The following is a 14,047-nucleotide window of genomic DNA, read 5'->3' on the forward strand; positions in this document are numbered from 1 at the left end:
GTCTACGACTCCTTCGCGTCCTTGGAGAACAGCGTGCTGCCCCACCAGTCGTCCTTGTCACGGACGCCCGGCGGGACGGCGAAGACCGCCGAACCCACGTGCTGGATGTACTCGTTGAGCGCGTCGGACGCCGACAGCTTCCGCTGGAGCGGGATGAATCCCTTGCGTACGTCACGCTGGTAGGCCAGGAAGAACAGGCCCGCGTCGAGACGGCCGAGGCCGTCGGTTCCGTCGGTGAAGGAGTAGCCCCGGCGCAGGATGGTGACCCCGCTGTTGGAGTCGGGGTGCGCGAGCCGGACGTGCGCGTCGGGCTTCATCGCCTTCAGGAACGGCGGGTCGTGCTCCTTCGCCCTGCCGACCGCCGCGCCCTCGCCCTTGTCCCGCCCGAATACGTCCTCCTGCTCCTGGAGCGAGGTCCGGTCCCAGGTCTCGATGTTCATCCGGATGCGCCGGGCGACGAGATACGAACCCCCGGTCATCCAGGCCGAGTTCGCGCTGTTGTCGCCCTCGCCCACCCATACGAACTTCTTCAGCCGGTCCGTCTCCGTACCCGCGATGTTGCGGGTGCCGTCCTTGAACCCCATGAGATTGCGCGGGGTTTGGGCACCGGGGGTCGTGGACGACGTCTTCCCGAAGCCCAGTTGGGACCAGCGGATCGCGACCTTGCCGAAGCCGATCCGGGCCAGGTTGCGGATCGCGTGCACGGCGACCTGCGGATCGTCCGCACAGGCCTGGACACAAAGGTCCCCGCCCGTACGGGACTTGTCGAAGTTCTCGCCGGGGAACCGCGGCAGATCGACGAGGGCGTCGGGACGGCTACCGCTGAGACCGAAGTGGTCGAAGAACCCCGGCCCGAAGCCGATGGTGAGGGTCAGCCGCGAGGGTTTCAGCCCCAGCGCCTCGCCGGTGTCGTCCGGCGGCGCCTCGGCGAGCCCGCCGTAGGCCCCGTCGCCGACCGCGTGCCCACCGGTCATCCGGCGGGCGGCGGCCGTCCAGTCCTTCAGCATCCGCACGAACTCGGCGCGGTCGTCGGCCTTCACGTCGAACGCGGCGAAGTGCAGCCGGTCCTGCACGGGTGTGGCGATACCGGCCTGGTTGGCGCCGTGGAAGGTGACCGCGGCACCGGTGTCGGCACCGGCCGGATCGACGTCCTCGCCGACATGGGTCATCGCGACCGCGCCACCGGCCGCGACGGCACCGAGCGCGAGCCCGGCACCGCCCCAGCCGATGAGCGAACGACGGGACGGCGAACCGCCCTCCTGGACTTCGCTCTTCTGAACGTCCGTCATCTCAGGCCTACTTCACGACGGCGGCGGCGAGCTTCGACAGCGGCTCCGCGAGCGCGTTGACCGCGTCCGACAGCTCCTTGCGCTGGTCCTTGGTGACCTTGTCGTACGACACGAAGCCGTCGGAGGTCGAGGTCGAGCGGTACTTGTCGAGCAGCGTGTCGATCGCGGCGAACTGCTTGTCCAACTCGGTGGTCAGCGCCGCGTCGTTCTTCTGGGCGACCGGCTTCAGCAGCTCGTACGCCTTCTGGGCGCCGTCGACGTTGGCCTTGAAGTCGCTCAGGTCGGTGTGCGAGTAGCGGTCCTCCTCGCCGGTGATCTTGCCGGTGGCGACCTCGTCGAGGAGTTCCTTGGCACCGTTGGCCATGGAGGTCGGGGTGATCTCGGCCTTGCCGACGCGCTTCTGCCAGTCCTTCAGATCGGTGACCAACTCGGCGGCGAGGACCTTCTGTTCGGCGCCGATCTTCTTGTCCTGCCACAGCGACTTCTCCAGCGCGTGCCAGCCGGTCCACTTCTGGCCCTTCTCCAGGCCGTCGGCGCGGGTGTCGGTCTTGGGGTCGATGTCCCCGAACGACTCCGCGATCGGCTCGGTGGCCTCCCAGCCGACGCGGGAGGGGGCGTAGGCGTTCTTGGCGGCGGTGAGGTCGCCCGCCTTGATGGCGTTGGCGAACGTCTCCACCTTCGGGATCGTCGCGTCGGCCTGCTCCTGCGCGTACTCGCGGTAGGCGGCGACGGCCGCGTCCAGCTTCGGGTCACGCTTGGCGACGCTGCCCCCGGTGACGGTCAGCTTCTGCCGTACACCGTGCCCCTTCATCCCCGGCCGGCAGGCGATCTCGTACGATCCCGACTTCACCTCGGCGGTCAGCGTGTACTTGGTCCCCGGCCCGATGTTCTCCTTCTCGGAGACGATCCGGTCGTCCGGGAAGAGGATCTCGACCTCGGTCGCCTTCGAGCCGGTGTTCTCGATCTTCAGCGTGACCTGACCGGCCGGGATCGACTTGCTGGAGGTCGTGCACTTGGAGTCGGCCGCGGTCACCTGGATCGCGTCGCCGTCCTTGGCGTCGCTCTTCGCGGTGCACGCCGTGACGGCGGTCAGTGCGGCCGCGGCGGCGACGGCGGTGGCGACGGGAAGTCGGACGGCACGCATGCAGGCTCCAAGCGAGAGTGTGTGACGAGGTGGTGTGACGAGGTGATGCGGTGAGGCAGTGTGGTGAGGCTGCCCTAACTTACCTGAGGCTTACCTGAGTCATACCCGTCCCGTCCGGTATTCACTGCCCACAGAAAAATCACAGACACGGCTTGATCTCGGCGGCGGAAAACGAACGGCAAGGGACGGTCAAGAGGGGGTCAAGCGGGCCGGTGCGGGGTCACGACGACCGCCCCCGTACGCGGATGCGGAAACACTTCAACTGCCTGGTCGTAGACGTCCGACAACAACTCCTCGGTGAATACGACCCCCGGCGGACCGTCGGCGGCGACACGACCGGCGCGCAGAATCGCGACCCGGTGCGCGTAGGCGGCGGCCAGCGCGAGATCGTGCAGCACCACGACCACCGCGTCCCCCGCGTGCGCCCTTTCCCGGCACAGCCGCAGGACCAGTTCCTGATGCCGGAGATCGAGCGCGGCGGTCGGTTCGTCGAGCAGCAGCAGCGGCGCCCGCTGGGCCAGCACCCGGGCGAGCGCGACCCGGGCCCGCTCCCCACCGCTGAGCGCCGAGAACGGCCGCGGCGCGAAGGCCGTCACCTCCGCCCGCGCCATCGCCTCCGCCACGGCGATCTCGTCCTCGGCCGGGCTGGTGGCATGCGGCGCCCGCCCCATCCGTACGACGTCCTCGACCGTGAACGGAAAGGAGAGCGTGGCCGATTGGGGAAGCACGGCACGCCGCAGGGCGAGCTCGGGAGCGGACCAGTCGGCGGCGGGCCGACCGTAGATCCGTACGACTCCGCCGACGGCCGGAAGATCCGCCGCGAGGGCGCCCAACAGGGTTGATTTCCCCGCCCCGTTGGGCCCGACGAGCGCGAGCACCTCACCGGCACGGACAGGCACGGACACACCGTGAAGGACGGCCCGCCCGCCGAGCCGGACATGGAGGCCGTCAGCCTCGGCGAGGACGTCTCCCGGTTCGGCGGGAGCGGGGGGCGCGGGGCGGCTACGGAGAAGTCTCATACGCGGGCTCCACGGACGACAGGGACAAGGACTGTTCGGCACCACCGGGATGGTTCGCGGGGGCTGGGCGCCGTTGCGGCGGAGAGGAGTTGGCGGGGGGAGAGGAATCGGCAGGGGGGAGAGGGGGTGGAGGTGGAGCGGGGTGGCGGAGAGGAATCGGTGGGGGAGAGAGGGGGTGGAGGTGGAACGGGGTGGCGGAGAAGAGTTGGCGGGAGGAGAGAGGGGGGGCGGAGAGGAATCGGCAGGGGGGAGAGGGCGGAGGTGGAACGGGGTTGCGGAGAGGAATCGGTGGGGGGAGAGAGGGGGGAGGTGGAACGGGGTGGCGGAGAAGAGTTGGCGGGAGGGGAGAAGGGCGCGGAGAGGAATCGGCAGGGGGGAGAGGGGGTGGAGGTGGAACGCGGTGGCGGAGAAGAGTTAGCGGGAGGGGGGAGAGGGCGGAGGTGGAGCGGGGTTGCGGAGAGGAATCGGCGGGCGGTGAAGAAGGGGCGCCGGCGGGGGCGGGGCGGGGCGGAGGCGGAGCGGGGCGTCGGTGGTGCAGGGCGGCGGAAAAGGGGCGCGGGGAACTGCGCGACCAGCCACCGACGGCCCGCACCCCCCAACGCGCATCCAGTGGCAGTCTCGACCGGGAAACAACGGACACTCCCCGGCAACCCGGAGCAGCGACCGGCAAGGTGTCCCCGGGAACCTGGTTCACGCCCAACCCCCCTGCCCGCGCCGCGTCCTACGCAGCAGCCAGAAGAAGAACGGGCTACCGAGCAACGCCGTCAGAACGCCGAGCGGCAGTTCCGCCGGTGCCGCGACCGTACGGGCCGCGAGGTCCGCGGCCAGGAGAACCAGCGCACCGAGCAGCGCGCTCCCCGGGATCAGGAAACGGTGGCCGGGACCCGCCGCCATGCGGAGCAGATGGGGAACGACGAGCCCCACGAAACTGATGATCCCGGAGACGCTGACCGCCGCCGCCGTGAGGAGGGCGATGACCAGCACCAGGACGATCCGCAGCCGTTCGACGTCAACTCCCAGGTGCCGGGCGGGGCGTTCACCGAGGGCGAGGAGATCCAGGCGGCCGGCGTGCAACGGCGCGAGGGTCAGGCCGACCACCGCGCACGGGAGGATCGCGAGGACCTTCGGCCAGGTCGCCTGGGAGAGCGAGCCGAGCTGCCAGAAGGTGATCTGGTTGACGGCGGCCGTGTCCGCGAAGAACAGGAACAGCCCGATCAGCGCCCCCGCGAACGCGTTCAGCGCGATCCCGGTGAGGATCAGCGTCACGACCTCCGTACGACCGCCGGAGCGCGACATCGCGTAGACCAGCAGAACCGTGGCGAGCCCGGAGACGAACGCCACCGCCGACACCGTCCACGTCCCGAGGAAGTCGAGCCCGAACGCGATCACCGCGACCGCGCCCACCGCCGCACCCGAGGACACCCCGATGACCCCCGGCTCCGCGAGCGGATTCCCGAACACGCCCTGCATCAACGCCCCGGCGCAGCCGAGGGACGCACCCACCAGCAGCGCGAGCACGATCCGCGGGAAGCGCACGTTCCACAGCACCGACTCCGGTACGCGGCCCAACGCCCCGCCGCCGAGCCCGAGTCGGTGCTGCACCGACGCCAACACATCCCCGGTCGGGATCGGATACGCGCCCAGCCCCGCGGCCACCGGCACCAGGACGAGAAGGGCGATCACCAGCCCGACGGTGAGCAGCCAGCCCTTACCGCGCCGTCTTCGCGGGGGAGTTGGGGTGATGGTCGCCTCAACCCCCTTGTCCAGTACGGTCATTCCGCCCCGCCTCCGTACAACTGGTCCACCAGCGACTTGAGTACCTGGTCGGTGCGCGGCCCGTAGTTGAGGAGCACGCCGTCCTCGATCGACACGACCCGCCGGTTCATTCCGGCCGGGGTCTGTGCGACACCGGGGATCTTCACCAGCCCGTCGATGCCGCCGACCGACTCAAGTCCCTTGGTCATGACGAGAATCGCGTCGGGCGCGGCCTGCGCGAGTGCCTCGGTGGTGATCGCGGTGAAGTCCTTCTTCAGGCCCGATCCCGCACCCGCGTCGACCGCCCCGGCCGCCTCCAGCAGCGAGGTCGCGCCCGACCCCTTCCCTCCGATGAGATACACGGACGCGGACCCGCGCAGATACAGGAACGCGACCCGCGGCTTCTCCTCGTGCCGCGGAATCGCCTTGCGTACGGCGGCAATTCGGTCCTCGGAGCGTTTGGTCAGCTCCTTGCCCGCGGCCGGTACGCCGAGCGCGTCGGCCACCGCCTGGATGCGCGGACCGACGTCGGCGAGCCCCTTCGCCGGGTCGACGACGAGGACCGGGATGCCGGCCGCGCGGATCTGACCCATGGCCTCCGACGGTCCGGTGGTCGTCTCGGCGAGGACGAGATCGGGCCTGAGGGACAGCACGCTCTCCGCCGAGACGTCGTGGTTGCGGGTCACGAGGGGGAGTTTCGCGGCCTGTTGGAAGGTCGCGGTGATGTCGCGGGCCACGACCCGGTCGCCGAGCCCGAGCGTGAACACGATCTCGCTGAGGCTGCCGGAGAGCGGGACGATGCGCCGCGCGTTCTCGACGGTGACCTTCTTGCCGTCGGCGGAGCCTACGGTGACCGGGAGTCGGGGGTCCGGGGTGTCGGTCAGCGGCTCCACGGGGTTGGCCGGGGCGGTGGCCTTCGCGGACGCGCTGGTCGCGGACGTGGCTGCGCCCCCGCATCCGGTGAGCGTGAGCGCGAGCACGGACAACAGTGCTCCCGCCAGTCGTGTGCGCAAGCGTGGCACGGTCCCGTCCGTCTCTCTCGGTATCTCTCGACATCTCTCGGGCACTGTCGTTTCAGGTGAGGAGAGCTTAGGTTAGCCTTACCTTCATTCGCTACCGGCAGTCGTCATCCGGAGGACCCACCCATGCCCGCGCGCCCAAATGCCCTGGTCACCGTGGTGTGCACGGCCGTCCTGACCGTCCTCGGCGCCCTGCTCCCCGCGGCCCTCGCCCACGCCGAGAGCCGTACCGTGCAGGGCGGCCGGCTCGACTGGGGCATCAAGTCCTCGTTCCAGAGCTATGTCACCGGCCCCATCGCGAACGGGAGTTACTCCCTCACGGGCGGCGCGGCGACCGTGGGCAGCAGCCAGTTCCGCTTCCCCTCGGCGACGGGTTCCTACGACGGCTCGACGGGCGCGTTCCGCTCGTCCTTCGCGGGCGGGGTGCACTTCGTCGGCCACAGGAAGACCGACGGAAGCTACGAACTCGACCTCACCCTGAGCCGCCCCACGGTCCGTGTCTCGGGCTCGACCGGCACGCTCTACCTGGACATCACCAGCAAGGCGAAGGGCGCCGGGACGGTCACGACGTCCTCTCAAGTGCCCTTCGCCTCGCTCTCGTTGGGCGGCATCGACATGAAGGGCGGCGGCAACGCGGTCGTCCTCGACAACCTGCCCGCCACGCTCACCGCACAGGGCGCGAAGTCCTTCGCCGGGTACTACGCGGCCGGTACGGCACTGGACCCGGTGAGCCTCTCGGCGGACGTGAGGGCGGCGGCCACCAAAACGGCCACGCCCTCCCCGACACCCACCAAGTCCGCCGCGAAGAAGGAGACTTCGAGTGGTGCGATCGTGGGCGGCGCCGTCGACTGGGGCGTGCGCCGCACCTTCCGGGAGTACGTCACCGGAGATATCGCCAAGGGCAAGTGGGCGCTTTCGGCGGGAGCCGAGGACGGCGGCGCGCTCTTCCGCTTCCCGAGCGGTGAAGGGACGTACAGGAACGGGGAGTTGACGGCCTCGTTCAAGGGCGCGGTGCGCTTCGCCGGTGCCGAGGGCCTCGATCTGAAGCTCAGCGGTGTCCGGGCGGCGGTCGAGGACGGCAAGGGCACGCTCTACGCCGACGTCACCGGCACTGCCGTCACCGGCGCCGACTTCACCGGCAAGAAGGTCCCGCTGGTCACCTTCGCGGCCAAGGGCCTCAAGGCGACCAAGGGCCTGGCGAAGGTCACCGAGGCGCCCGCGAAACTCACCGCGCAGGGCGTGAAGGCCTTCGGCGGGATGTACCCGGCGGGCACCGGCATGGACCCGGTGTCCCTGGCCGTCGCCCTCACCGACGACGCGAAACTGCCCGCACTGCCCGACCTCGGCACCACGCCCACGGCGGGCGAGACCCCGGAGGAACAGGCGGCCCACCCCTCGGTGTCCGCCGAGCCGGTCGCCGACAACTCCGGTGGCGGCGACGGCACTTCGGCCGCGCTGCCGATCGGTCTTGCGGGCGGCGCCCTCTTGGTGGTGGCCGCGGTGTCCGTGTTCCTGGTCCGCAGGCGCCGTACCAGTCCGGCCACCGGGACCGCCGCCGGCCCGGAAGCCGACTGACTCCCTCACCCGGTCCGTGTGTTGGCGGACCATCCACTCACCTCAAGGAGAACCACGGCCATGCCCGTCAGACGCCCTCGACTTTCCTTCGCCCTCGCCGCGGCCGTCGCGACCGCCGCCGCTCTCGGCGCCACGGCGCTCGCCACGACCACCGCGTCGGCGGCCGAAGTCCCGCTCAGCGGCTACGAGTTGACCTGGGGCATCAAGCAGTCCTACCGCACCTACGTGAGCACCTACGCGCAGGGTTCCTTCACCGCCACCGACGGCGCCTCGCAGGCCGCGAACAACGGCGCCTTCACCTTCACGGGCGGCACGGGCACCTACGACACCACCAGCCACGCCGTGCACCTCACCTTCAAGGGCACCGTCACCGCCAAGTCGACGCTGCACGGCTTCGTGCGGGAGATGTCCGACTTCCAGTACGACAGCGCGGCGGGCACCCTCACCGCCGATCTCGTCGCGGACGGCGGCACCAAGCAGCAGGACGTGACGCTCGCGACGGTCGCCGCACCGACCAGCCAGAACCTGACGGACCTGGGCACCACCCTCACCACGGCGGCGGGCACGTTCCTCGGCAGCGACTCGTACGCGAACGCGGCCGGCGACCCGCTGTCGGCGGTCGAGCCGGTGTCGACGACGTCCCCGACCCCGAGCGCGCCCGTATCGCCGACGCCGTCCCAGCCGACGTCCCCGCCCGCGACGACCACCCCGCCGGCCACGACCACCCCGTCCGTCACGCCCTCCGACAGCGCGAGCCCCTCGGACACCGCCTCCCAACCGGCCGCCGACAAGGGCGAGATAGCGGACGGCAAGCTCAACTGGGGCGTCAAGGAGTCCTTCCGCTCCTACGTCGTCGGCAGCGTCGCCAACGGCAAGATCACGACGTCGACCGGCGCGTCCCAGGCGGCGGGCAACGGAGTCTTCACCTTCACCGGCGCGTCCGGCAGCTACGACACCGACGCGGACACCCTCTCCGCCGCCTTCGAGGGCGCGGTGAACTTCAAGGGCCATGAGGACAACGGCACTTACGGCCTCGACCTCACCTTCACCGACCTGAAGGCCACCCTCGACAAGGGCGCCGGCAAACTGACCGCGGACGTGACGAGCCTGGGCGAGAAGTCCGACGACGTGGTCCTGGCCGACCTGAAGGCCGGCTCGACCGACCTCACCGCGAAGAACGACGTCATCACCCTCGACGACGTCACCGCCACCCTCACCGCAGCCGGCGCGAAGGCCTTCGGCGGCTTCTACCAGACCGGCGCCGAACTCGACCCGCTCGACCTGACGTTGGCCCTGACGGCGGACGCCACCCTCCCCTCGGACGGCTCGTCGTCGACGACCGGCACCGGCACGGGCTCCTCCGGCGGCACCGACAACTCCGGTACGACGGGCTCGACTTCGGGCGGCGGTGTCACCGGCTCCACGACGGGCAGCGTGAACGGCTCGCTGGCCTCGACCGGTTCCGACATCCCGGTGGCGGCCCTGGGCACGGCTGCGGCGGTGACCGTGGCGGCGGGCGCGGGCGTGGTGCTCGCGATGCGCAGGCGGCGTACGGAGGCGTAAGACTGTGCCCCATGAAGACCAGGGGCCCAGAGAACCACTGCCGGCGGGCGGACTGGTGCTGACCGTGACAGGCCGGCCCGGTCCGCCCCCGCTGCGTTTCGAGACGGCGGCCGGCGGCCGGCTGTTGCTCCGGCAGGGCGGACGGCCCCTGCTGCTGGGCCGGGAGGAAGAGGGCGGCTGTTCGCGCGAGGGCCTCTTCGTGCACCGGCTCGACGGCTTCCGCTCAGCGTTGCCGAGGATCCGGTCGGACCTGATGAGGAACCCCGGTAACTGGGTTCACCAGTACGCGAGTTGGCTGGAGGAGGCGAAGGAGGGCCCGCTGCACGACGCACGCTGGCGCCTCCGCGAGCGGCGCAAGTTCCCGGCCTACGTGTGGTGGGGCGACTTCATGCGCGACTGGCCCGCCTGCCACCTCGACTGGTGCGCGGGCGGCTGGGAAGGCGTCGTACCGCTACGACCGCTCTCACCCACGGACGCGCCACGCGTGAAGGCCTACCGCAAGCACGCACGGGAGGACACGCTCGCCCCCGTCCTCCTGTGGCGGGTCACACCGTTCGACGGCTGGGCGCTCCTCGACGGTCACGACCGTGCCGTGGCGGCGCTGGCGGAGGGCCTGACCCCGCCGTGCGTGGTCCTGTACCGAGTACCGGACGACGAGGACTGGCGCCGCACCGCCGCCGAACTGACCGGGGCACACGACGAGCGCGTACGACAGTTCGCGGAGCACCCGGAGACTCCTGAGCGCCAACGGGCCCTCCTGGAAACGGCGTACGAGGACACCATGTCCTCGCTGCCCTACGACGAGGCCCCCACCCTCACCTGGCCCCTCCCCGGCGGAGCCCCGGCCTGGGATGACCTCGCCGCCCGCGCGGTGTTTGAATGCCCCCGTGACTGACTACGACGTACTGCGTGTCTTCTGCGGACCCAGCGGCGGATACGGCAACGAACTCGGCGTCGTCCGCGAGGGTTCCGTCATGCCGGACCCGGACGAGCGGCAGGTGTTCGCCGGGAAACTCGGCTTCAGCGAGACGGTGTTCGTCGACGACCCCGAGCGCGGAGTCATCGACATCTACACCCCGACCACCCGCCTGCCCTTCGCCGGCCACCCCTGCGTCGGCACGGCCTGGCTCCTGGACATACCCGAGCTGGTCACCCCCGCAGGCGTCGTGGGCACCCGTCTCGACGGCGAGTTCAGCTGGATCGAGGCCCTCCCGGAGTGGGCCCCGCCCCGTACCCTCCGCCAGTACGCCACCGCCCGCGAGGTCGACGCCCTCCCCGTCCCCCCACCCGGCGAGTGGATCTACGCCTGGGCCTGGGAGGACGAGGCAGCGGGCCGCGTCCGCGCCCGCGCGTTCCCCGGCCGGGACGACGGCATCCACGAGGACGAGGCGACGGGCGCGGCGGCGTTGCTGCTGACCGACCGGTTGGGCAGAGCTCTCAACATCACACAGGGCGCGGGGTCCCAGATCCTTACGGCGCCGCAGCCGGGGGGATGGGTGGAGGTCGGGGGCCGGGTGTTCCTGGAGCGCTGAGACTCAGCCGAGGTGGGCGACGAAGGCGCGCCAGGCGTGGCGGCCGAACGGGATGACAGGGCCGGTGGGGGTCTTGCTGTCGCGGACGGGGGCGAAGTCGGCGGTATCGGGGGCGAGTTCGAGGCATTCGCCCTGGCCGCCGCTGTAGGTGCTCTTACGCCATATCGCTGTCCCGGGACGAGAGGCTTCGTGGCGTTCGTGGGTCATGGACTGTACTCCTTGGCAGTGCGACGGATGAGTGCGAGTGATTCCGTCGGCGGCAGCGCAGCGGTGCGCGCATCGTCGAAGAGCGCCCGATAGTGGGCGACTTCAAGCTCTCGCTCCATCCAGATGTTGCCCGTGGGAGTCTCCGTCAGTACGAGATCCTGTGCCGTCACCTGCGGAAAGCCCATCAACAGGTACGGCCCGAACATACCTGAGTGCGCCCCGCGGGAGAACGGCAGGACCTGGACGGTGATATTGGGGCGCACCGCCATTTCGGCGACGTGTTCCAGCTGGGCGCGCATGACGTCGGGTCCCCCGACTTGCTGGCGGAGCACTCCCTCTGCGAGTACCGCCCAGAATTCCAACGTGGGCTCGTCGAGGAGCCGTTGTTGCCGAGAGAGTCGTACCTGAACGAACTGGTCGATCTCCTCGGACGACTGCCATGCGCGCGAGGCGACTGTCACCGCTCGTCCGTACTGAGCGGTTTGCAGAAGGCCCGGGATCAGTTGCGCCTGGAAGGTGCGGACGCTTTCGCAGATGGACTCCATCTCGATGTAGTCCCGATATGTGTCGGCCAGCACCGAGCCGTACTGATGCCACCAACCCTCACGGCGGCGGCGGTTGGCGGTCCGGGTGAGGCGGGTCAACCGCTCCAGGGTCTCCGAGTCGTCGATTCCGTAAGCGTGCAGCAGCGCGACCACGTCAGGTGTACGCACCAGAACGCGACCGTTCTCCATGCGGCTGATCTTGCCCTTGGTGCAGTCGAGCGCATCGGCCGCCTCGGTGGTGGACAGGCCTGCGGCTTCCCGGTGACGCCGTAGCTCGTCACCCAACTGCCGTCCGAGAACTGTTGATGGCCGGTCGGTTGTGCCGCGAGTTGTCATGAATCCCCTTCTAGCAGAGCCGAGTTGGCCTCCATGATGCACTCACCCGAAAGAGTGAGAAAAGGCTCCGATGTAACTCGCAACGTTGCGAGTGAGTTCAAGTGCGGGCAGTCTACTGATGTCCGCGACTCCAACCGGAGCCGCACTGCGGGGAGTTCGCCACAGTCGCCGAGTCCCGAGGAGGCCACCGCATGGCCGCACCGAACGAAGTCACCTTCCGGCTGCCCCGCTGCCCTCGCAGCGTGCCCAGAGCGCGGGCCGCGCTGCTCGCGGTGCTCGGTGACTGGGGTGTCGATCAAGAGGTCCTGGGCAACGCCGAGTTGGTCCTCTCGGAACTCGTGACCAACGCGCTGCGCGTACCCGTGCCGAGCGATCGCCAGGTAGGCGTACGGATCGCACGCACGGTGGACGAGGGGCTGCTGCGGCTGGAGGTCAGCGACGCCGGAGCGGGGACGCCCGAGTTACGGGAGCCCGGAGACGAGGAGACAGGTGGGCGCGGGCTGCTCCTGGTCGAGGCACTCGCCCTTCGCTGGGGTGTGGAGAAACGCGCGGGCGGGGTCGGCAAAACGGTGTTCGCGGAGCTGAAGGCACCGGACATCGTGGCCGAGCCCGTCGAGACGGAACTCGCGGCGGTCATGGTCCACCCCGGCCAGTACGTGCGGGTATGGGGCGCTTGGCGCGCAGTCCTCGACGTCCACACCGAGCAGCACGAATCGCACGAATCCACGGTGGTACTGACGCTGGACGAGGGCCCTGCACTGCGCGTACACGCGACCGAGCCGCTGACCGTACGGCGGAGGGGGGACGGATAGTGTGGCCGCGCAACCGCTTCGCGTACACGCGGTGAGTGAGGAGCAGCAGTGATCACCCGGATCGAGATCGACGGCTTCAAGACGTTCGACCAGTTCTCACTCGACGTTCCGCCGTTCCTGGTCCTGCTGGGAGCGAACGGCTCCGGCAAGTCCAACCTGCTGGAAGCGGTCGCTCTGCTCGGTCACGTCGTACGGGACTCCAGCAGTCAGACACTGGTCCGCTATGCCCGGCGTGGTGGTCCCCGGGAGTTGTTCCGGCGGCGCCCGGACGGGAGCCTGGTGGAGGAGATCCACATCGGCGCGAATGTTCTGCTGGAGACCCCGGAGTTCGGGCTGGTTCACGTAGGGGTCCACGCGTACATCGGCTATCGCGAGGCGCCGCAACCGTTGGACGTAGAGGTGTCGATCGGGGGAGTGGGCAGTTCCGGTCTGCCGCTGCCGGATCAGGTGGCCGCTGCCATCGACGAATCGGCTCCCTACGTAGAACGGGAAGGGCCGGGAGAGTCCCCTCGCCTTGATGCCGCGGTGTACCGCGCTCTGAAGCGGGCAACTGGCGGCTGGCGCCTGCTGGACCCCGTGCCCGATGCCATGCGCCAACCCGCCGACGCGTACGACAACGAGGCGTTGACCGAAGACGGTCGCAACCTCGGTGCCGTACTCGGCCGGTTGTGGAGGACGCCGGAGCGGAGGTCCGCCTTCCTGGCGGACGTGGCGGCTGTGCTGCCCGATGTACGGGAGATCGACGTCGTACAGGACAAGGACCAGGCCCAGTGGGACATCTGGATCCAGCACAAGCACGAGCCGAGAATGACGCCGCGAGTCGTGTCCGGCGGAACGCTGCGGGTGCTTGCTCTGCTCGGCGCCGCACATGATCCGGCTCATCCCGGTGTGCTGATGGTCGAAGAACCCGAGAACGGCCTGCATCCGAATCGCGTCCCCCGTCTGCTGGAGCGGTTGAAGGGACGCGTCACGGATCTGGCCACGTACGAGGAGCCCGCCGAAGGCGATCGTGACGCGCTCCGTCAGATCATCGTCACCTCGCACTCTCCGGTCGTGCTGGCCTCGCTGCTGGACGAGGCTTCACAGGACGTGGTGTTCATGGACACGGTCACACGGCTGGAGAAGGGGAAGTCGCCGGCCCGATTGACGCGGGCTCGGAGGGTCGGCGTGACCGGCGAGCGTGGTACGTACGTCTCGCCCATGGAAGTGAGCCAGTACCTGAACCCGGTGGGATACGCCCATGGGGCTTAG

The 14,047-nt window shown here is 69.8% G+C and carries 13 protein-coding genes; 6 read left to right on the forward strand and 7 right to left on the reverse strand.

Translation table 11 applies throughout. The features are described from left to right. Positions 1-2 precede the first annotated feature (2 nt). The 5 genes from efeB to OG226_RS34525 all read right to left on the reverse strand — a co-directional run bounded on the left by efeB (position 3) and on the right by OG226_RS34525 (position 6,220). Positions 3-1,289, reverse strand: coding sequence for an iron uptake transporter deferrochelatase/peroxidase subunit (efeB, locus tag OG226_RS34505; protein WP_329351069.1), 1,287 nt, complete (start codon positions 1,287-1,289; stop codon positions 3-5). A gap of 7 nt (positions 1,290-1,296) precedes the next feature. Further along, positions 1,297-2,433 carry an iron uptake system protein EfeO gene (gene efeO / locus OG226_RS34510; protein WP_329351070.1) on the reverse strand — a complete coding sequence of 379 codons (1,137 nt, stop codon included), beginning with the start codon at positions 2,431-2,433 and terminating at the stop codon, positions 1,297-1,299. Positions 2,434-2,633: 200 nt separating this feature from the next. Then, positions 2,634-3,452 carry a heme ABC transporter ATP-binding protein gene (locus OG226_RS34515; RefSeq protein WP_328683706.1) on the reverse strand — a complete coding sequence of 273 codons (819 nt, stop codon included), beginning with the start codon at positions 3,450-3,452 and terminating at the stop codon, positions 2,634-2,636. Positions 3,453-4,142: 690 nt separating this feature from the next. Continuing rightward, positions 4,143-5,228: a FecCD family ABC transporter permease gene (locus OG226_RS34520; protein ID WP_328683707.1), complete on the reverse strand. Its 1,086-nt coding sequence runs from the start codon at positions 5,226-5,228 to the stop codon at positions 4,143-4,145. After that, positions 5,225-6,220 (reverse strand): heme/hemin ABC transporter substrate-binding protein, encoded by a 996-nt coding sequence (locus OG226_RS34525; protein WP_443066936.1) that lies wholly within the window; start codon positions 6,218-6,220, stop codon positions 5,225-5,227. Before OG226_RS34525 ends, OG226_RS34520 begins: the two co-directional genes overlap by 4 nt. 132 nt (positions 6,221-6,352) lie before the next feature. Here OG226_RS34525 and OG226_RS34530 point away from each other — a divergent pair, with 132 nt between their 5' ends. From OG226_RS34530 to OG226_RS34545, 4 genes are read left to right on the forward strand one after another with little or no spacing between them, the layout of a single operon-like run. Next, on the forward strand, positions 6,353-7,801 hold the full coding sequence (locus tag OG226_RS34530) for an HtaA domain-containing protein (protein WP_329351072.1): 1,449 nt from the start codon (positions 6,353-6,355) through the stop codon (positions 7,799-7,801). Between the two features lie 60 nt (positions 7,802-7,861). Next, positions 7,862-9,364 (forward strand): HtaA domain-containing protein, encoded by a 1,503-nt coding sequence (locus OG226_RS34535; protein ID WP_328683710.1) that lies wholly within the window; start codon positions 7,862-7,864, stop codon positions 9,362-9,364. Positions 9,365-9,368: 4 nt separating this feature from the next. Then, a complete protein-coding gene (locus tag OG226_RS34540) occupies positions 9,369-10,259 on the forward strand; it encodes a hypothetical protein (protein WP_328683711.1) in 891 nt (296 codons plus the stop codon). Continuing rightward, complete coding sequence (locus tag OG226_RS34545; protein WP_329351073.1) at positions 10,252-10,896, forward strand: PhzF family phenazine biosynthesis protein; 645 nt, start codon at positions 10,252-10,254, stop codon at positions 10,894-10,896. Before OG226_RS34540 ends, OG226_RS34545 begins: the two co-directional genes overlap by 8 nt. A gap of 3 nt (positions 10,897-10,899) precedes the next feature. Here the strand turns inward: OG226_RS34545 and OG226_RS34550 are convergent, their stop codons facing one another. Together OG226_RS34550 and OG226_RS34555 are read right to left on the reverse strand one after the other, a co-directional pair. Next, positions 10,900-11,103: a DUF397 domain-containing protein gene (locus OG226_RS34550; protein ID WP_329351074.1), complete on the reverse strand. Its 204-nt coding sequence runs from the start codon at positions 11,101-11,103 to the stop codon at positions 10,900-10,902. Continuing rightward, positions 11,100-11,984 carry a helix-turn-helix domain-containing protein gene (locus OG226_RS34555; RefSeq protein WP_329351075.1) on the reverse strand — a complete coding sequence of 295 codons (885 nt, stop codon included), beginning with the start codon at positions 11,982-11,984 and terminating at the stop codon, positions 11,100-11,102. The genes OG226_RS34550 and OG226_RS34555 overlap by 4 nt, the downstream gene beginning before the upstream one ends. 191 nt (positions 11,985-12,175) lie before the next feature. On the opposite strand from OG226_RS34555, the gene OG226_RS34560 reads away from it, so the two are divergent. Further along, a complete protein-coding gene (locus tag OG226_RS34560) occupies positions 12,176-12,796 on the forward strand; it encodes an ATP-binding protein (RefSeq protein WP_329351076.1) in 621 nt (206 codons plus the stop codon). Between the two features lie 48 nt (positions 12,797-12,844). Then, positions 12,845-14,047 (forward strand): AAA family ATPase, encoded by a 1,203-nt coding sequence (locus OG226_RS34565; RefSeq protein ID WP_329351077.1) that lies wholly within the window; start codon positions 12,845-12,847, stop codon positions 14,045-14,047.

Origin of the sequence: Streptomyces sp. NBC_01261, from assembly GCF_036226385.1 — a bacterium.
In the GTDB taxonomy this organism is placed as follows: domain Bacteria; phylum Actinomycetota; class Actinomycetes; order Streptomycetales; family Streptomycetaceae; genus Streptomyces.